General features: G+C 42.0%; 18 protein-coding genes. 1 reads left to right on the top strand and 17 read right to left on the bottom strand.

Going from position 1 to position 20,411, the window contains the following annotated elements:
• Nucleotides 1–127 precede the first annotated feature (127 nt).
• Complete coding sequence (gene fdxA / locus ACTQ9S_RS06210) at nt 128–451, top strand: ferredoxin FdxA (protein WP_440454440.1); 324 nt, start codon at nt 128–130, stop codon at nt 449–451.
• A gap of 82 nt (nt 452–533) precedes the next feature.
• Here the strand turns inward: fdxA and ACTQ9S_RS06205 are convergent, their stop codons facing one another.
• From ACTQ9S_RS06205 to ACTQ9S_RS06125, 17 genes are all read right to left on the bottom strand, one after another.
• Nucleotides 534–1,043 (bottom strand): pilin, encoded by a 510-nt coding sequence (locus ACTQ9S_RS06205; protein ID WP_440454439.1) that lies wholly within the window; start codon nt 1,041–1,043, stop codon nt 534–536.
• Nucleotides 1,044–1,178: 135 nt separating this feature from the next.
• Entirely contained in the window at nt 1,179–1,628 is a 450-nt protein-coding gene (locus ACTQ9S_RS06200) for a pilin (protein ID WP_440454437.1), read from the bottom strand.
• Between the two features lie 122 nt (nt 1,629–1,750).
• The gene (locus tag ACTQ9S_RS06195; RefSeq protein WP_440454436.1) at nt 1,751–2,212 is read right to left on the bottom strand and encodes a pilin; all 462 of its coding nucleotides are present in this window, start codon (nt 2,210–2,212) and stop codon (nt 1,751–1,753) included.
• Nucleotides 2,213–2,729: 517 nt separating this feature from the next.
• Nucleotides 2,730–3,149 carry a type IV pilin protein gene (locus ACTQ9S_RS06190; RefSeq protein WP_440454434.1) on the bottom strand — a complete coding sequence of 140 codons (420 nt, stop codon included), beginning with the start codon at nt 3,147–3,149 and terminating at the stop codon, nt 2,730–2,732.
• Entirely contained in the window at nt 3,149–3,760 is a 612-nt protein-coding gene (locus tag ACTQ9S_RS06185; RefSeq protein WP_440454432.1) for a type IV pilin protein, read from the bottom strand. Before ACTQ9S_RS06185 ends, ACTQ9S_RS06190 begins: the two co-directional genes overlap by 1 nt.
• Nucleotides 3,761–3,814: 54 nt before the next feature.
• Nucleotides 3,815–7,612, bottom strand: coding sequence for a pilus assembly protein PilY (locus tag ACTQ9S_RS06180; protein ID WP_440454430.1), 3,798 nt, complete (start codon nt 7,610–7,612; stop codon nt 3,815–3,817).
• 78 nt (nt 7,613–7,690) lie between these two features.
• The gene (locus ACTQ9S_RS06175) at nt 7,691–8,518 is read right to left on the bottom strand and encodes a pilus assembly protein PilX (protein ID WP_440454428.1); all 828 of its coding nucleotides are present in this window, start codon (nt 8,516–8,518) and stop codon (nt 7,691–7,693) included.
• 29 nt (nt 8,519–8,547) lie between these two features.
• Nucleotides 8,548–9,504, bottom strand: a complete 957-nt coding sequence (locus tag ACTQ9S_RS06170) for a PilW family protein (RefSeq protein ID WP_440454426.1) — start codon at nt 9,502–9,504, stop codon at nt 8,548–8,550.
• Nucleotides 9,504–10,163 carry a type IV pilus modification protein PilV gene (gene pilV, locus ACTQ9S_RS06165; protein ID WP_440454424.1) on the bottom strand — a complete coding sequence of 220 codons (660 nt, stop codon included), beginning with the start codon at nt 10,161–10,163 and terminating at the stop codon, nt 9,504–9,506. Before pilV ends, ACTQ9S_RS06170 begins: the two co-directional genes overlap by 1 nt.
• Nucleotides 10,163–10,651, bottom strand: a complete 489-nt coding sequence (locus ACTQ9S_RS06160; RefSeq protein WP_440454422.1) for a GspH/FimT family pseudopilin — start codon at nt 10,649–10,651, stop codon at nt 10,163–10,165. Before ACTQ9S_RS06160 ends, pilV begins: the two co-directional genes overlap by 1 nt.
• Nucleotides 10,652–10,941: 290 nt before the next feature.
• Nucleotides 10,942–11,730: a ComF family protein gene (locus ACTQ9S_RS06155; RefSeq protein WP_440454420.1), complete on the bottom strand. Its 789-nt coding sequence runs from the start codon at nt 11,728–11,730 to the stop codon at nt 10,942–10,944.
• A gap of 200 nt (nt 11,731–11,930) precedes the next feature.
• On the bottom strand, nt 11,931–13,400 hold the full coding sequence (locus ACTQ9S_RS06150) for a phospholipase A (RefSeq protein ID WP_440454418.1): 1,470 nt from the start codon (nt 13,398–13,400) through the stop codon (nt 11,931–11,933).
• A gap of 539 nt (nt 13,401–13,939) precedes the next feature.
• Nucleotides 13,940–16,141, bottom strand: coding sequence for a cytochrome c biogenesis protein CcdA (locus tag ACTQ9S_RS06145; protein ID WP_440454416.1), 2,202 nt, complete (start codon nt 16,139–16,141; stop codon nt 13,940–13,942).
• Nucleotides 16,142–16,189: 48 nt separating this feature from the next.
• A complete protein-coding gene (locus tag ACTQ9S_RS06140; protein ID WP_440454414.1) occupies nt 16,190–16,759 on the bottom strand; it encodes a protein-disulfide reductase DsbD domain-containing protein in 570 nt (189 codons plus the stop codon).
• 301 nt (nt 16,760–17,060) lie between these two features.
• Nucleotides 17,061–17,573 (bottom strand): type II secretion system major pseudopilin GspG, encoded by a 513-nt coding sequence (gene gspG / locus ACTQ9S_RS06135; RefSeq protein ID WP_350655544.1) that lies wholly within the window; start codon nt 17,571–17,573, stop codon nt 17,061–17,063.
• A gap of 390 nt (nt 17,574–17,963) precedes the next feature.
• Nucleotides 17,964–19,166, bottom strand: coding sequence for a type II secretion system inner membrane protein GspF (gene gspF, locus ACTQ9S_RS06130; protein WP_350655546.1), 1,203 nt, complete (start codon nt 19,164–19,166; stop codon nt 17,964–17,966).
• 50 nt (nt 19,167–19,216) lie between these two features.
• Nucleotides 19,217–20,209, bottom strand: a complete 993-nt coding sequence (locus ACTQ9S_RS06125; RefSeq protein ID WP_068034130.1) for a hypothetical protein — start codon at nt 20,207–20,209, stop codon at nt 19,217–19,219.
• Nucleotides 20,210–20,411 lie beyond the last annotated feature (202 nt).

Here is a 20,411-nt window from a genome sequence, read left to right as displayed (position 1 = left end):
ATTAGATATTCAAAACCATTTAACGGTATCATACGGTTAGATGGTTTTTTATTGTTTCAATTTCTGCCGTTATAGAGTGCGCCCCGCGCACCATTTATCAGCCTTCTAATCACAGGTAGATCTCAATATGACCTTTGTCGTTACAGATAATTGCATTCTTTGTAAATACACCGACTGTGTGGAGGTCTGCCCTGTAGACTGCTTCTACGAAGGGCCAAATTTCCTCGTCATCGATCCTGATGAATGTATCGACTGCGCGCTATGCGAGCCTGAATGCCCTGCCAATGCAATCTTCTCGGAAGATGAAGTACCGAAAGGGCAAGAGATTTTCACGCAGCTCAATGAAGAGCTGGCGCAAAAATGGCCAAACATTACTGAGATGAAAGGCCCGTTACCAGACGCTAAAAAGTGGGATGGTGTAGAAGGTAAGATTCAGTATTTAGAGAAGTAGCTGTCTAAACAGACTTTGTATTATCCAAAGAGAAACCACCTAACGGCAATATGCTATTAGGTGGCGTTTTATTATATTAAAGCTATAAGCTAGCGTCATAAGAACATGATTGAGGCAAATAGATAGACTCAATATTACTGCTACAGCTCCAAGACCCTCCGCTAGTACGTAGCCATTCTATCTTTTTTCCTGATAAACTTGGGATAACTTGATTTGATACGATAGCGGTAATGCTAGACGTTGATGTCAGCGGATTGCTTAATTGTGCGACGCCCATGTTATTAGGCAAGGTAACACCCACTTGTGAGCTGCCTAATATAAGGTTAGAAGCCGTGGCACGTGGGTCACATTCATCTATACCAAGTCCAATCTCAGTAATACCTGTTTGTAAGCAGCTTTCTACTGATAGTCTTAATTCGCCCAACTCACCTATCAATCTAGTCGCTTGTGCTTTGGCAACATAAATCTGATATTGAGGAATAGCAATCGCCGATAATATACCAATAATAGCAGCGACAATCGTAATTTCAATGAGGGTAAAGCCTGATTGAAAATTGGGGTAAAGCTTTGGAGCTGTAATTACTGATGACATAATTGCCTACAAGACTACCGTTAATAATTGATGGTTGCACGCTTCATACAAAGATTTTTTCAGAGAAATAAAAAAGCCAAACATGATGTTTGACTTTTTGTGGTAGTTATATTTTTTACTTTAAAAAATTTTATTTTATACTTTAGCTTTAAAAGGACAACCTGTTGGCGCGTACTTAGACTCGGCTGTAGTCGTACAAGCCCATGAGCCTGCTGTTGTACGTAACCAAGTTACAGTTTTACCTTTGAGCGCTGCTGATGCTCCATCATCTTTAAACGTACCTATGATACTACCATCAAGGGCTAATGCAGCTGTGTTCTTTCCATCACTGTCGGGCAGGGGCAATGTTAAAGTCAGTATATTAGAATTAGTCCAACCCAAATCACATGCTGCAGCTGCAGCTTTACCATCATTTAGACAAGTTTCATAGGCGGTTTTGATAGCGCCAGTTTCAGCCATCGCACGGCTTACTTGTGATTTTGCGATATAGTTCTGATACTGTGGAATAGCAATCGCAGCTAGAATACCAATAATAGCAACAACGATCATGAGTTCGATTAGGGTGAAGCCTTTTTGAGCGTTCATAACAATTCCTTTTAATTTAGGTTGGTCACAGGGTGAGTCGCTATATTGCGTTGCTCTCTGTCCTCTATGATTAATAGTAGATGTCGGTCTTGGCTGGATCTAACTGCCAGACTGTCCTATCATTAACTAGCAGTAGGAGCGGTAGCTACATAACCACAACCTGATGGTGCATACTTAGAATCAGCTGTAGTGCTGCAAGCCCATGAGCCATTACCGTCACGTTTCCAAGTTACAGTTTTATCTTTAAGCGCTGCTGATGCTCCAGTTTCTTTAAACGTTCCTTGAATAATACCACCAAGGGTTAAAGCAGTTTTATTCTTTCCTGCGTCTGGCTCTGGCGTTGTTAACGTTATAAGATTAGAGTCAGTCCAACCTAAATCACATGCTGCAGCTGCAGCTTTACCATCATTTAGACAAGTTTCATAAGCGGTTTTAATAGCCCCAGTTTCAGCCACCGCACGGCTTACTTGCGACTTAGCAATATAGTTCTGATACTGAGGAATCGCGATCGCAGCTAGAATACCGATAATGGCAACAACAATCATTAGTTCGATTAAGGTAAAACCTTTTTGAGCAGCGTTCATGAGAACTCCTTTAGAATAATAGGTTGACAGCGTAACCAATTCTTAGTTAGGCATTGATCACTGTCTTCAGTTAACAATATTGTGACTGTCAGACGCAGTTAATATTTCACCCTGCTGACTCTCTTATAGTTATTATTGCAGGTAGCATGCCAACTTTTTAAAGGAATAGATTATTAATTTGAGTGTCTTAAATTCGTCGTATCCCTACACATAACGAACGGTTATATTTAGCAGATAAACGGTACAAACTATTCATTTTATTTCTAAATTGGATGAAATATAAACAAGAAGTAATTTTAAAAAAATAAATGGTATGCCGATATAAAGTATGAATGGTTGATTTATAGCAATTAATTAACGATAACAATTTTCGTCATAATGTTATTGTTGCTACATTATTACTGTAAATTGTCACTATAGATAAAGCATAGAAATTGCTGATTTTGAAGGCTGACATTTTTCGTCAGCATTGTTTGGAGGGGTATTGCGAGAATGGCTTAGACAAGGTAATTAAGCTCTAGTTCCATTCTTTGCCAGTGCCACATATCGTTGCTCGACATTTGATGTTTTGATAATTGAGACTGAGCGTGCCATCACTAGCCATTTGAGTGCCAGTTTTTGGGATGGCAATAATGCTCCACTTGTCAGTAAGCGGATTGGGGGTAAAGGTAATCGTATAGAGAGCCGTACCTTGGGCAGGGTAATTGCCACCTAAACCCGTTGTCAAAGCATTACTATAGCTGCCTTGTACTAGCTTGCGGCTTTGAATTTGTGAAGCGATGTTTTGCATTTCACTCATCATATCGACGCGCTTGGTCTTAATAATATAGTTTTGATAATTAGGATAAGCAATGGCTGCCAGTACACCGATGATAGCGACAACGATCATTAGCTCAATAAGCGTAAAGCCTTTATCTAGATTCATTTTATTTTGCATTACCAGCTCTCCGAATAGGTGCCACAACTACTAGATGCTAACTTTACGCTCGTATCACTGTTCTTAGTTTTACATTGCAAGCCACTGCTACTTAATAATATTTTGCTGGCGGTAACGTAGTGACTACTAGGCTCTGCCATCATCTTCCATGCTCTGCCAGTGGCACTATCAACAGTGTCACCAGAAGTGACTAATGACTTGGTGGTGACTGTGCCATCAATTAGAGTAATCTTATAACGGTAATTGATTGACGTACTACCATCTGGTACATAAATCGTTTTATTGTCACTCTCATCATAGCTATAGGTAACAGTACTATTAGAAGCAACGACTTTTGGCTTAAAACCCTTGTAAGTAAGCGCAGACGACCGCCACTGCTCTAGCTGTATTTTTAATTGCAGCATCTTCGCCTGTGTCTCACGCTCAGCGTTCATAATGGCATAGCGTCGATAGCTGGGAATAGCGATAGCGGCAATTATGCCAATAATCGCCACCGTAATCATCAACTCTATGAGCGTAAAGCCGCGCACACCAGTATAGGCTGGCGCATTTGCTGTCTTATTTACACGCGGCTTAATCATATCCAGCTTAATCATATCCAGCTTAGTCATATGCAGCGTCCTGTTATAGATACAAGTAGGATAATTAATTGTCATTACTCATCATTATTGACTTTGCTCATACCATGCTCGTGGCTGCAAAGTATAACGCTCATTGAATATAAACTCGGCTGCGCTGCCATCACCGATCACATTTCCGTCACTTTGAGTGGGTTTTCCATTATTCCCATAGACAACATTTTTAATATTACTACCGTTTTTATTAGCATCATTACCATAGCCAGAGCGTTTGGCTGCATCAATACGATCGGTAATCGTACTCGTACCAATGAGAATTTTTAAATCAGTATTGTCTTTATTATAAGCACCCAATGTAATCTCTTGAACACCTTGACCTGCAGGAATATAACCTCCTGTACCTGATTTTGAGGTGTCATCCATACATATCCCATAAGGTAGGCAGTAGAGTTGACGCTCTGAGCCACCAGCAATACGAGCTGTACAGCTATCCACTTCATAATACTGTTTATCAGGGTTATAAACCGTCGTATAGAGCAAGTCGTTAATAACGACACTGTCGCCGACGCCTTTACTGTAGCGAACGTTATTATAACCATCGAAGCGAGTCAGCGGATAATACCAACCCTGCTTGGTGCCTGCAATCATAGAGGCTTTAGCAGTCTCTTTCTGATTTTTCGTCGGATTCTTTCCTAACGTAGACGATAAGTTAACAAGATTACCTTCTGTTAAATTATTTACGGTAGTGGTAAAGCCTGTTTTGTATAGATCCATATTAGTTACGTCATTATCGATGATGCCATAGACACGGTTGGCATATGTATCACCATCGCGCAAAGTCGATAAGGGTGCGCTGCGATTGCCGGAGATGACGTTGACCATTGCAAAGATCTTGCCGTTATTAGGACCAGCCTCACTACGATAAAAACTGACTACAGGACGCTCATAAAAACGATAAGCGTATTTATCGTTGGGAGCACTAGGGGCAGTATTAATTACTCGGACGACACGCTTGTTTGAAGCATTACTGACTTCTTCAAAGCCGTACTTGGCAGGACGGGCATTTTCAAAATCAGCACGGAATACTTGTCCGCCTAGATCTGCCGCATATAGATGATCCATCAAGCCATCATTGTCTCTATCTAGCACTGTAATACCGCCAACAATACTGTGAATCATACTAGCGGTTTTGGTGTTTTTGTTACCACCAGTTTCTCCACTGGTTGACCATATCAACTCACCTGTTTTGGCATTAATCATATAAATAGCGTTACCGCGTGCAGGCATAGTAGCAGTAGGTTTATAAGTATCTTGTTCGTACCCCATATCGTAACCACCGCCGAATACCAAGACATCAATAGGTTCAGCATTTTTAGTCATACGGATTTTAGCCTCTACTGGCTTGCTCCAAATTTGCCCTATGCGTCCAAAGCCTGTAGCACTTGACTTGGCAGTTGTACTAGAGTCTAGTCCTGCTGAAGTGATCGTAAATAGCATCTTGGGCGCAGATTTATCAGTGATATTAATACCACTAAGCCCTTCACCGCCCATACGTAGACCACCATAGGCAAACATGCCTCGATTTTCTGCTGTATCTACCGTTACTTTATTGTTGTCCAAGTCGTACTTATAATCTGTCGTTACTAGCCACGGCGCATCGACACCAAAATAAGGTTCACCAACTTTCGTTTTCTTTGAACCAACGACTAAAGCTTCAGGTTGTGATTTGAGCATACGTTTAGGAATAATGGCGATTGACTCTTTACCATCATCAGCATCAACCAAATGCAAAGCACCCTCCATAGATCCAAATAACACATAGTCATCACGAGGATCGATGATGCGCCCATTGTCTTCTAAAGTAGAACTATAAGAAACTGATGTAGGTTTGGAGTGCACGACACCGCCCAACACTTTGATTTCTTGAGCTGGTGGAGCAAGTGTTAAGTTTGCTACAGGAGTATTATTTGCTGCGTCGCCATCAAGAGTAATCAAGCCATCAAAGCCTAAGAAACTCAGCAAACGGCGTTTATTGAGCTCGGTGTATACGGAATCTAACAGTAAATTAAAGCCTACTGCCTTACCGCTAGTATTAACACTGATCTTACGTAGTATTGGTTTGCTATCCGTCGCTGAAGTGACATCTTCAACATACAGTGTTCGCAGACTACCCAAACCAGATTTCGGAGATTTTAACTGCGCATAGACACCACCAGCATCAATTGCATTATTGGCAGTGCTACCATCTTTTTGTTGATAGTCGCCTGCTTGCCAGATATCACGAGTTAATTCGTTTAGTCGACCAGAGGCGTCTTTATATAGTAGGTTATCCAGTGGATTATTGATGTCTGCCGAATTCGAGCTTTTACCATATAAAGTGCCGTTATTGAGATTGTATTTCTTTAGGTTGCCTTTCCAAATGCTAGAGGTAGAAGCAATGTTGGGATCTAGCATCGGCAAGTAAGCATAAGGGAGCTGGTTTGAGGCACGATAAGGATCATCAGGCACTGTAATTGTCCCCGAAGGCGAAGTACTAATAACGTAATCTAGGCTTGCCGCAAAATCAAGCAGACTGCTTTGAATCGTCGCTGTACCACTAGGATCGTCAGAACCATCATCAAGATTACCTCGGTCACCTTTCACATAATAAAAGCCACCATCACCAAATATCTTGGGTTTCTTAGTATTATCAGCCAGCTCATCATCGCCCCAACGCTGACCTAACCGGCATAGATTCAGCGCGTCTTTATCACTGGTAGTGTTGGCTGCACCTTCACAGTTTGTTACCTCAAGCGGTTCACCTTCAATAAAAATAGTTTTTTTAGCGGTTATACCGGCGAAGTCTTTACCGAAACCTACGGTCGCGATTTTGATAGGCTGCTTGATAGGGTTGGTAGGATCTCGTAACAGCTGAGCATACTCACCCATACAGCCCCATGCACCATCCGAGTTGCCTCCGGTCAAACCGCTACAACTATTAACTGAAAGTGAGCTACCCGCTAAGGACTGATTCATTAATGCTTTGGCTCTTGATTCATTAGACCTATTCGGCTCACCATCGGTCATTAGATAGATGCCGTTGCCGCTACATTGCCTTTCTGTAGTAAGAGGAGAAATGTATTTGCTGTCCTTCTTAGAGGTTGAGACCGAACTATCAAAACCACTATAACTGGTATAACCTGACTTTTTGGTTGTAGTGCCCATCATATAAGCACCTGCTTCAGCCAGTGCATGTGCTGTCGGTGTCCAACCACCATCGCCTATATCTACAATTGATTGGATTAAGTTGATACGCTGAGCAGCGTCCAGTGGTCCCAATGTGGTTATTACTTTTCCTTTATCACCACTAAAGACACCTACCCCAATCTCATACTCATTAGATATTGAGGCTTTATCTGTGAATCTATCTTTGTCTGTTTTATGAGAAATTTTATCAGCGAATAGCTCTATCAGTGACATTTGTAAACGTGATAATCTATCAAATTCTTTAGGGTTTGCATTGCCACCGCCTTTTGTGGTTTGACAACCCGATGGTCTATAAGTAATATTCGATGCGGTACTTCCATCCTTATTCAGAATCGTAGCGGTAATTTCTTCATCAGGTCTTGGCTTATATCCACCATCGCCACCACCCTCACTACAGTCGTTACCATAATCTTCTTTGATGCTGCCTCTACCCATACTGCCTGAGATATCCAGCATCATAAAAATTTTTGGCCCAGATGGTGTTGCAGCCTTATAAATCTCTAAGTCACCTATTGGCTTTCTCTCGGCACTGCTCACTGTCTGCGATACCATAGCCGTTAAGCTTATTATGACAGCAGAAGTAAGAGTTTTGATAGGCCATGATCGTATGGCTGAATTTTGGTTACGTAAGTGTTTCATGACTTATTCCTCTTGATTATCACCAGTACGATTAGCCAATCGACCATGTGTTTTAAGCCGTTATTAAAGTAGTTGATATTAGCTTGATGGTAGTGTGCAAAGTAAACCTGCACCTGTACCAAAATCGACACACTTGGTACGTAGCGATAGGTTTTCAACGTTTGCTTGCTCATAAACAATCGTATTCGGTACTCCAGCCTTTGCCATACAACCTCCAATAGTTTTTTCGCTATTACTAACGGTATGTAGCCTGCTGGTTTGTTCAAAGCAATTATCAGTACCTACCGTTGCATCTGCATAAGCAGGCAATACGGCTATACTATTTATATCGAACGTAAAGGCTTGACTGGATATCTCACCGCTATCTTGTCCAATGGTATAGCTGCCAAATGCTTCGTTACTGGCACTTGGCGGGGTTAGGGAGATATTGACTTGGGTCATACTGGCATTACGCTTGCTGACATAATCGTCGGAATTACTAGGATTGCAATAACCCGTTTTGCCGCCAAAAACTGTACCAGTTGGTGTTAGGACTGATGTTCTACTAATATCAAAAAAGCGATCGCGTGGACGAAAACAGAATACGTATTCATGATCAAAGCTGTCGGCATCTAAGATAAAGTATCCGAACGGTCCCGAACGGGACAGCATATCTTTATATATATCACTCTCACTACTGCTGTTAATAGTCTGTTCAATATTCTGGTTGGCGTTATCTGCTGACTGTAATAGCAAAGCATTAATTTGATCGCTGGTCGCCAGTCGCAGGTCAGTGGTGCTTTGTTTTACTGCGATTACACCGGCCAATATGATCAAAATCAAAAACAACAACACCACGATCAGTACCGCACCTTGCTGCGTTGAAATCGAACTGTTAGGAGACTGATACTGCTGGTTTTTTGACATACTGTCCTCTTTTTACAATGCAGTAAGCACTACTGGCTATTAGACGGAAGACCAGTCACTGACATCACACGAGCATTGCGCAGTAAGATAGTTGACTCGTAGCTACGGCGATAGTACTTCTTGTTTGTCGTGTCTGTTTTTAATGTTTGTGATTTACCAAGAACACTAAATTGAGTTTTGTCAGCGTCCGTTATTAATGGCGTACTACTACGGACGATGACTCCAAGCTTGATGCTAGTAATCGCTGGTTTATCCGTAATTTCTAAATAGGTTTTGGCAGGCAAATAGGTTAATCTATCGAAATCCGCTAGCGTTCCTAATAACACTTGAAACTGCTCAACTGCAGGTACTATAACCTCACCGTTTCCACCGAAACCAGTGACCGTACTGGAGCTTTGAATACGCCCCGCATCACAAGCGAGTACTAAATCTTGTGTCCCCGAACCCGTTGGCGCATCACCAGTTACCGTACGTACAAAATAACGCTCGATAACCCAATCACTACTACCAGACACCACCTCTGTACCTTCACAATCATACAAAGATGCTGGTGTAATATTTTTGTATTGAATGGTCAGCTGATCACTTGCCACGTTAGTATTTGATACGCCAGTCCAGCCTTTGGTAGCAGCAGTCACTGTCTGACCTGCACTGATTGTCATGTATGCCGTCTTAATAGCAGTAATGTTAGCTACATTAGAGGCCGTTAGTACAACACCGCCATTCGCAGTTCCATCTGTGATATTACTGATAGGGTTGCCCAGATTAGTAATGCGAATATGGTCATCAAGAGACTGTAAGGCAAAAATAGTACTGTCCTGCACCTCTGAGGCACTCTGCTGCACAGTAAGGGTACGAGTATTAATCAGGTAGACTTGCATGACTGCGGCTGATATTAATAAACCTAGCACCAATGAGATCATTAGCTCAATGAGAGTAAAACCTCGTGCATCAGACGAAAAGCTCCTATGATTAACATGTCCCATCAATACGCCTCCGATATCAAGCAGTTATTACCTGTTTTATAAACTCCATCGCTATTAGCACAAGCATTAGCGTCTGTATTATCTAGCAATGCTTTAGTGTCGTTCCATGCGGTAATTACACACATCTGCTTTTGGATGGCTTGTACTGTCGTACCTGGACACATAACAACAGTCACTTTTATATCTTCATCAGCGGCAATCTTCTTAACCATCAACGCATCACGTGCAGCTAGCTGATTGATACTACAAGGCTGCTTTGGTATTTTTTTACTAGCGTCATTAGGATCCGTTATCACTTCTGTGGATAGACAATTATTAGCAGTTGCTAAAATACTAATAGACTTGCTGTCGATGCTAACGGTATCCGTCGCTGTACTACTAACAACTGCTTGTATGGTTGGCACTGCATTCGCTGTATCTGGTGCGACACTACTAAAAGCAGTACCGCTGCCGGTCACATAAGCTTCAGGATAAGCACGCATGATCTCAGCCAAATTACGAACGATGGTCAACGACTTGGTGCGTACCAAACTCTCATCCGTGGCACTAATAGCGCGCATCTGTAACGCACTAAAACCCAATACAGCGACAGACAGTAATAATACTGCGACCAGCACCTCTACCAATCCCACGCCCAGCTGAGAGTTTAATTTCTTCATCAACATGTCCCTCCCACTTTTCTAGTAATGGTAGCGATAGCATTAACCTCAATTTGTCGTGGTGTTACGCTGGTATTTTTATCACAGAGCGTATAGGTTACTGCTGCAGTAACGCGCTTACTAGGCTCAAAGACGATGGCAGTCGTGGGTAATTGTTTAATAGTACTATTGGCATCGTAATCGTAGCTTGTTATCACTTTTAAGCTTGAGTCTTTTAGTTCGATAACTTTGGGACTGCTACTATTATTAACACTTACTGTCACAGACTGACGACGTATTATACTTTCGGCTTTCGCTTCTTTTAACGCATTTTCTATCGTTGAAGCTGTCGACTTCACCCGTTGATTGGCTAACTGATTACTGATGTTAGGGGCAGCGATACTGACGATAATCGCAAGCACAGTAATAGTCACCATTAGCTCAATCAGAGTAAACCCTGCGCTGGTTGCTGGTCGTTGGCATGATGAGCTATACAAAGATGCGTTCACATCAAGATCCTATTAATAGCAGCTACAAATTTATCAAGGTATAAGAAACGAGCATAAATGTATCTCATCTTTTGCTGATTCTTCAGAGATTTGTTGCAATATTCATTCCATTACATTTATTAAACAATATTCAGCGTGTCCCTATAGACGATACGTCTTGTAGAGAGTTTTTAATGGAATAAAATATAAAAAACATGAGAATCAAGAAAAGTTAATGTAACATAGAAACAATACAGTATCATTATTTTACATAAAAATATTTACTGTAGATTATTCATTAACATCAATGGTTATTTGTTGTTGCTACCATGTGCGAGTGCATAGGCAGATAAATGATAAGGATAAGAGGCAGGAGCACTGATTTTGTTATGAAAGGAGTTTTGATTATGAAAGGAGGATTCGCCATACAGCGCCCGAGCTAATGCTTGCAGACTTGCACCGGTAGTCGCTACGTCATCGAATAGTAATACGCGTTTGACAGGTGGTAGCTCATTAAGCAAAAAAGCATCGTTCAAGTTGGTTAGGCGTTCTGCACGCGTCAAGCCTTGCTGACTGAGAGTGTGATCGATACGCTGAACACCGCGCCAAATAGGGATATCCCAATGTTTGGATAAATAGACAGACAGGATGGTCACTGGATCAAAACCGCGCTCAGCTAGGCGACTGGGTGTGGTAGGCATCGGTAAGATTACGCTATTACTGCTATGACAGCCCATTGGTCTTGGTAGCTGGCGTAATACATGTACCAATAGAGGTAATTTGGTCATGTCTTCATGATGTTTAAAAGCGCGAATGGCTTGTCGAATTGGATAGTCGTAATAATTCGCTGCTTGGATGGGCAAAGAGGTGCTCGCGGCAATATCTACATTAAAGACTGGAGGTAGCCACGCTATATTGTCTTGGCAGAGGGGGCACAAAAGGCCTGTGCTCAATCGCTGATATATATGATTAGGATGTGAGGACGCGGCAACGCTAGATACTTGCGATGCGCTACGATGGATATGACATAACTGACAGCGTAGATTGATATACTCTGCCAGCCATAGGCCAATTTGATATGGAGCTAAGCGCTGCATCATTAGGGCGTGTCCTCAATCTGAACGAATGAACTTCTAATGAGCTAAAACTGGTTATATTTTCGTCACTCTTTGAAAATTTTTAGACAATATGTTCATATTCTCTGCAAAATTTCCTTTGATTGACAAAAATCTATCTTATTTTTATCACCATTATTAAAATTAGGACACGCCCTATTTATATGCCATTAGATTAATTTTTATTAAAACCCTTTCCAATCGTTGAGCACTATCCCAACACCAACAGACGTGTTTTCATGGTTATAATCAATAATTGATTCGCCATAACCTTGGAACAGCTGCACAAAGCCATTTACGTCTTTTGTTAATGGATAAACGTAGTCAATCTGCGCAGCGCCTTTATTAGTGTCAGTGTTATAGCGTAAAGTAGTACTGATACTTTGCTGATTAGGCAGGTCATATAACAAAGTCAAATCACCATGACCCATATAATCTGTGATATCTGGGTTATCATCGCTATCATCATCTTCATTATTTACTCGCGCCCATATACGCGGAATAACTGAGAGCTTGCCCCATTCAGCAGCACCTATGAGATAAGCGCGGTTCCATGAGCGTGATATAGGATCAGACTGACCGTTTGAATGATGCACAGCCCCTACCCCTAACATGCGCAAGCGTCCACCGAATGGTAGATTAGCTGTCACTGGTTGGGTCAAGAAAATCTCTGGCTGATAATCGGTCGCACGAAACGCTCTTGAATCGTCTTCGTTATAAACCTGCCAATGCGACTGTTGAGTATAGCCAAACCATAAATCAGCGCTAGTATCGAACAAATCTTCAGCCACTTTGGTTTTTAGAGATAACTGGAACTTCAATTCTGTATTACGTATATCGTTAGAAGAGTACTCTTTTCCTGGTTCTTCTACATTACTTGACGTTGGGTTAAGATTAGGATCAGCGGTATAAAATATAGGCAGTACATAGTTAGGATTATGTGGTCTTGCCGTCCACGTACCGCGCTCACTGTTTTTATCAAGATCATAGGCTAGACTTAATGGTGTATATCTCTCAATATCTGTTTGAGTGACGCCTGCGTCCTCTAGGATTTGTGCTTCTCCTCTCGTCAGTCCGACCGTATCTAGGCTTTCGTTAGAGGTTGACTGACTATTAAGCTCTCCGTTATTACCGTTGGTAGCGGTTTCTTCTTCTGCAAATACTACTTGCGGATTACCTGTTATGGTCGTTCTAAAAGTCTTTGCCAGATCTAGCGGCTGTTTAGTCATTGTATAGCTAGGGACTTGTCCTATTTCTGCTACCTTATCAAAGCAGGCCAAGCGTGCCGCACTAGTCTGTACTTGCGTACATTCAATAAATAGCTCTGATTGCCTTGCAGCATAGTCAGTGTTTTTATAATCATTTTCTTTATAAGTACTTTCTTTGACAGATGCATTAACAGGCTTATTTGAATTTTCGGCTTGCTTGTAGATAGCTTGTGACGCATTCCTATCCTCATATTCAACAGCTGCATCTTTTACAAATATTTCATTATAGACCGGACTGCTATCTGCAGCATGTACCTGCATGGTGAAGCAAGTTAGTGCTATACCGACGGCGAGACTCAAACGGGTTTTAGACCCTACATAAGCGGTAGCTTGGTAAACAGTAATAGGGCTTACGGCCTGACGCTGCGAGATAGTATGAACAAACATAGGTGTCCTTGGTCTTAATTGGCATTATCGCCGACAGATTATCTGAGGTTAATCAAATTACTAAAGTTACTGAAACTAAAGAGCAAAAGTTACTAAAACTAAAGAACAAGCATAATATATAAATTACAGTCACTACGTTTTGCCAGTACAACTTTAGTATTGTTGCTTTAGTGTAATAAAGATACGCGCATTATACTAGAATTATCCGTACTTAGTACAATCTTAAATCGCTAACATTGCTCCTTACTAGATTCCCAAACCTACTTTAAAGTGAAACAAACCATCGTTCTAACTTATTGATAATTTAAGCCATTCTTATCAATCAAGCTCTCTGAATGATATGCTGTTCATATCATGATACTACTCATAAACAAGCTCGCCTCTACTATTTACCAGCCTATATTGCTTAGTATTGGTAACGTACCATGTGACATTCCTGCAATATATATTCAGGTATTTGACAGCTAAAAAAATAGCCAGCAACTGTGTAATAACAGTATGCTGACTCATATATGACGTTAAGTCTTGTTGGTGCTGCGTTACTTATTGAGCATAGTTAATGTCTCTTCAAACTCTGAGCGTCCAATTTCACCAACTTGCTGATTCACTAATTGGCTATCTTGATAATACAATAATGCTGGCGGCCCAAATAGCTTGTAGCGTGCTAAGATTGCTTTGGAGTCTGCCGTGGTTTCGGTAATATCAAGTCTGACCAGTTGCCAATCTTGCATCTGTGCTGGACGACTACGGAATAAATTTTTATCCATAATTCGGCATTCGATACACCAATCAGCAGTCACATCAACGATGACCTTGGGATTTGCGGCAATAATTGCATCTAATTGCGCAAGCGTCGTAACGTGCTCATCATTCGCACTACTATTACCAACCGCTTGACCATTAGCCGACTGTAGCATCATCGGTGCAGCGCTCAGTGAGGCTAACGGATGTAAACTATCATCATTACCTAGGGCCGCGCCAATAATCAAACAAGCTGCCCAAATACCGGTCACTAAACCAAGTGCTTGGGTAAGCATCCGACCACGACCCAGCCAGCTCCATGCCCATGTCGCCACTACCATGAACCATAATGCCCATACTAATAGCATTACAGGGGATACAAACACGCGCTCAATTAATAGCAACGCTACTGCGAATAATAATAAAGCAAAACCTTGTTTGACCCAGTTCATCCACTCGCCAGCCTTCGGTATAATTTTACCTTGGGTTGCACCAATCAAAATCAGCGGCGCTGATAGACCAAAACCAAGCATGAATAAGGCGACAAAACCAAGCAGCGGACTACCGATAGTCGAAACTGCCAGCAATGCGCCAAATAGTGGCGCGGACACACAAGGCGATACGACCAATGCTGATAAAAACCCAGCTACCCAGCTGCCTCCCGTACTACCAAGCTTACTATCGCCCGCTTGACTCAAGCTTTGCATTTTACTACTGATTGCTCGTGGCAGACGAATAGTAAATAAGCCCAGCATGTATAGTGCGAGCAATACAAAGATGATAGCAAAGCTAATCAAGATAATTGGGTTTTGTAGCCAGCCAATAATTCCTAATGACTCACCAAACACCGCGATGACTGCGCCCAAAATACCATAGGCTGTAGCGACTCCAATGGCATAACTGGTGGTCAAAATCACGCCTTTTTTAACTGTGGGATTCTTTTGACGCGCCACAATATTGGCGACGATAGGCAGCATCGGCAGTACGCACGGGGTTAGCGCTAAGCCTAAACCTGCTAAAAATAATAAACCTAATGCCAACCAAGGATGCGATGCTAGCCCAAACGGGTCACCATCGACTAAGCCATTAGCGTTCATATCATTGCTGTTAGCCGTATTACTACCGACCGTATCACTGCCTATGACGTTAGTATCTGCGCCAGAAATCGTATTGGTAGCTGCAAGTTCTCCATCTAAAGAACTGTCATCTAGCAAGGCATAGTCAATAACCTCGTCATCTGTCTCCGCCTGCTCTGCTGTAGATGCAAGACTGTCGGCACCAGCTACATTTATCGCTTCTGCTGTCGTTGTAGTGCTTGCAGCCAACTGAGAATCATCGGTAAGATTATCGTTCGTTGCCGAGGTTTTAGTTGGAAGGTTTTGGGCAGAAGTACCAGCACTACTTGCCGCAGTTTGTTGCGAAGTCGCAGCGATATTGACAGTAGTATTAATCTTTTCGGGTGGATAACAAAGCCCTGCTTTAGCACAGCCTTGCCAGCCAATAACCATTGCTGCATTATTTACACTTTTGCCACTCGTACTGCTTAATACCGTAGTCGCAACCAAGTTAGCTTGATCAAATACTGGCACACGACCAAAGGTTGGATCCTCAATTAAGTACGGCGTCTGACTGAAAGTAAATGGCGCAGCAGTCACGCCAGCAGGCAAGGTTAATTTTATTTGGTTTTTATAAACATAGTGTTCAGGAGTAATGTCAAAGTTAATCGACAACTGCGTTCCTGTAGCGACAGGCTTACTGATACTACCAACCTGAAACGCTTGATCGACTGGCAAAAATTTCGGCTTCGATGAGCTTTTATTACTACCAAACAAATCACCCAAACTAGCAGCTTGAGCTGTCATGGATGTGGCTGTCAGTCCAGTAGCGACCAATCCAGTCAGCAATGAGCTACTGGTTAAAGCAAATGCCAACAGATAAGACTTTTTGGAACAACGATTTGCAGTGAGCGATGGAGGTTTTTCTGGTGTCTTAATGGACATAAAGGACTGCCTATTTATTACTAATACTTAAATCGACTTAATCGATATTTACTTACGTTTTGCTGCGATATCAACTGTGGTTTTTATTTTCTCTGGCGGATAACATAACCCAGCTTTGGCGCAGCCTTGCCAACCAATCACGAGCGGTGCATTCTTTGCCCCTTTACCATTATTGGTCGTTAGCGTTGTGGTTGCTATCACATTCTTTTGCGTAAATACGGGCACTTTACCAAAGGTTGGATCATCAATTGAGACTGGGGTCTGACTAAAAGTAAACGGGGTTGCACTCACACCCTTAGGGAAACTTAAAGTAAGCTGATTTTTATAGACGTAATGACCTGGCGTGATATCAAAGGTGATGGATAAACGCGTGCCTTTAGATGTCGCATTGGTAATGCTGTCAACTTGAAAGGCTTTATCAACTGGCAAAAACTTTGATTTTGCAGCACTGTTGTTACCAAACAGATCGCCTAGACCTGCAGCCTGAGCACTCATAGAAACCATTGATAATCCCATCATCAATGAGGTGCTCATGATAGCAAGGGCAAACGCATTAGACTTTTTAGAAGTACGTTTGTGTATTGCGACTGTTTTTGTTATTGGCATTTTTATCAACATGAATAATTACCTTTAATTGCTAACGTTTAGAACTAAATCTGACTTTGGCTGATGTATTCTTTTCTGAGACTGGCGTTATATCGATAATGACTTTTAATGCATTAGGAATTGGTTAGGAGATTTTTAGGTCTATTACTATACTTATGAGACTGATGTGACTTATATAAGTGGGACAGTTATGTGGTCATAAAAAAATATCAACCAATAACGCCTTATTGGTTGATAGTTATTATGTTCTAGTTATCCGTTACTAGTAGCTTGTTAATCAGTAGTCTATTAATCAGTATGCTTATCATGATATCTATAGTTGCGCATAGATATCAGCATCTTGACCCTCGCCGCCTTGTTGCCCATCAGCCCCTAAAGAAAATAAATCATAAGGACGACCTTCGCTACCTGGAGAGACGTACTGTAGCTCATTTTCCCAACCATCGGTCGGATAACCACCTTTGATATAACCACCTTCAGGATAATTCTTCGCCTCGGCAGGTGGCGTACTTAACGCCTCTAAACCTTGTGCTGTCGTTGGATAGCGTGAGTTATCTACCTTATACATATCAAGCGTATTGGACACGGTCGACAGTGCCGTTTCTGTCGTTTTAACACGCGCTTTATCGCTTTGTCCTACCACTTTTGGTACAACCAATCCTGCCAAAATAGCTAGGATAACAATCACAACCATAATCTCGATAAGCGTAAAGCCTGACTGGCTAAAGCCAACCTGACGGTGGCGCACTCTTGCTCGACTGCTAATAGCATTTGAATTAACAATAGTAGAGTCGTTGGTATTTAAATGGGATTGTATGCTTTTCATAAAATACTGCTTTGTCGCATTTGTTTGGGTTTTATCAATCATAGTCATCGCTTTTATTATTACGGTTATACACAAATATCAAGACGATTATCACTATAAACTATGATTTTATATTTATCTACCATCGCACTTAGATTATTACTATAGTTACTTGTAGCCAAAGCAGCTACGCTAATAGTTACAAGAGCTACTTGTATTTATGAGAGCCACTATAGCCCAACTGTTTGATGGACGACAGTACATTTCTCTCTCATTCATCAATATACAACAGTAAGAAAAATTTAAGAAACCTACAGTAAGGTTGATATAAATCAAAAGAATAAAAATTAGGAATAAAAAGTGGTATAAAGCAGAAATAAACGAACATAAGAGCACAGAAAACAGCCAGTGCTAACCAGCTAAATCATTCATATTTACAATCGGTAGCATAACCGCCATCACAATAATCATCACCACGACTCCCATCAGTACTAACATCAGAGGCTCTAACAACGATAGCAAAGTGCTAATAAAGTTGGTCGCTTCCGCCTCTTGCATATTGGCAGCGCGGCTGAGCATACTTTCAAGCTCACCTGAGTTTTCACCACTTTTGATCATCTGTACCATCATCGGTGGAAAATAAGGCGTTCTCTCAAGCTGGCTTGACAGACTGGCGCCTTCTGTTACCCGATCTGCAGCGGTAATAATGGTTTGTTTAATATGTAGATTGGTGGTGACCGCAGCGCCAATATGCAGCGCTTCAATTAGTGGTACACCCGAACGTACCAATATCGCAAGCGTACTGGCAAAGCGTGCAGCATTCAGACCTTTAGAGAGCCGCGCCAATATCGGCAATCTAAGCACGATGCTATCAATAGCAAGCTTGCCTGCCTGCGTTTGTGCAAACCGATAAAACAACAGTGCTGTACCCACTAATACCAGTAACATCAGCCACCACCATTGGGTAATGGCATTGGACATCGCAAGCACCACTTGAGTAATCAGTGGTAGTGCCTGCTCAGACTGCTCAAACACTTTGACAATTTTGGGTACGACAAAGCTCATCAGGCCCATAATGACGCTGATTGCCATGACCATCAATACAATGGGATATACCATCGCCCCTTGGATTTTCTTTTGTAAGGCAAAGCGGTTTTCAGTGTAATCGGCCAGCTGATTAAGAATAAGATCAAGGTGACCGGACTTTTCACCAGCAGCGATAGTAGCAATATATAACGGTGGGAAGCTAGCTGCTTGCTGTAGTGCACGGGCAAAGCTTAAACCTTCTAAGACATGTGAGCGTACTGCCAACATCAGAGACTTGATATGAGTTTTGGGTGATTGCTTGGCGACGGCTGCCAGTGTTTCTTCGAGCGGAATACCTGCTGCAAGTAGTACGGACAGCTGGCGAGTCAATAATGCCAGCTCGTAAGCAGAGGGTTTTTTGTAGCGACTACGCTGTCGCCCTTGTTGGTCGTTGACTGCATTGACTTCTACTGGCGTCCATTGCTTATCGCGGAGTTGCTGGCGTATTTGCCGTGCAGAATCACCTTCGAGTAGCCCCTTTTGGACACCGCCTTGGTCATCAAGCGCTTTATAATGATAAGCAGGCATAGCAGCGAATATCCTAGGGCAATGGATTATAAAATAAGTCGATAATATATTTAAAAGAGCGGCGTAGAGTCGTTACTCTCAGGCATCATTCCTTGTAATAATAAAACATCTAAATGCTGTTGCTGGAGTTTTTTATCAAAATCATTAACCTCAGCGATAAGCATTTTTTCAATACGTTTATCAGACGCATAGACGCTGAGTCGTGCACAGATGACAGCGAGCTGATAGATACGCTTTTTACAATAACTGTCCAAACCCTGTAGCAAGCGCACCATATAAGGCGTCTCAAGGCTAGCATAGTCATAATCTTCAATGACCTGCTCGCCAAGTGCCGTGACCCCATAGCTAATAGATAAATGCGCACAAAAATAACAGCTGAACAAATAACCAATCACATGACCAATATAATAGCCACGATCATAAGTAAAGCTACTCACCCCAAAATGACCAAGTACATAGCTATTTAGGCTGGCTTGGTCACTAATAGGTTTGGGATGTTTAAGCTTACCGACGGTCGCAAGTCTTAGCGGATTATGACCGTCTTGAGCCGTTAGTTGCCACCCGGCAGGTTGCTGGGCTGGCATATGACGCACAATGTCAGCGATGATATCGTCAACCACATGCAGTTGCTGCCATAAACGCTCAATCGTATCAATATCAAGTAGGCCACGCTTATCGAGCTGCTGCGCAAGCTTATACTGCTGATATTCTGCAAACTGTGGCTTTAGGGTCTGTACCAAATACGTAGGACGCGTGCTCGCAGGTGCCAAATAGAGCAGACGTGTACGCTCATGCTGTGCCTGATAAAGTGCCACACGCTGTTCAGCAACGCTAGACTCTGATGTGTCAGCATTTTGAATGGTTTGAATAGAGTTTGCTTCAGAGGGCGGCGTAGTAAAGAGTGCAAGCAAAGCGGCTTTATCAATCGCTAACGAGTTTTGCGTCGACGCTACCTGCTTATAGGTGCTTTTGTCATCGTTAGCGCTATTATCGCCATTTATAGTGGCAGATTGAAAGCTACTCTCAAAAATCGGTTGGGTCATAAAGTACCATCACCAGCAAAAAATAAACGTTGTCTCAGGCATTGCAACCACATATTAAAGCTATTCATCTAAATGTCATGACTAAATACAACACATAGCCAAATATTATGGTGATTGCGCTTAGACAACTTACTATTATATAGTACCTGAACGCACTTTGATTGTCAGTTTTACTACATCCCTCTATCTAGTCTTTAATCAT

This window comes from Psychrobacter sp. ASPA161_9 (assembly GCF_051970275.1).
In the GTDB taxonomy this organism is placed as follows: Bacteria; Pseudomonadota; Gammaproteobacteria; order Pseudomonadales; family Moraxellaceae; genus Psychrobacter.
The sequence above is the reverse complement of the archived record's forward strand: the minus strand, read 5'-3'. Positions and strand labels throughout refer to the sequence as shown.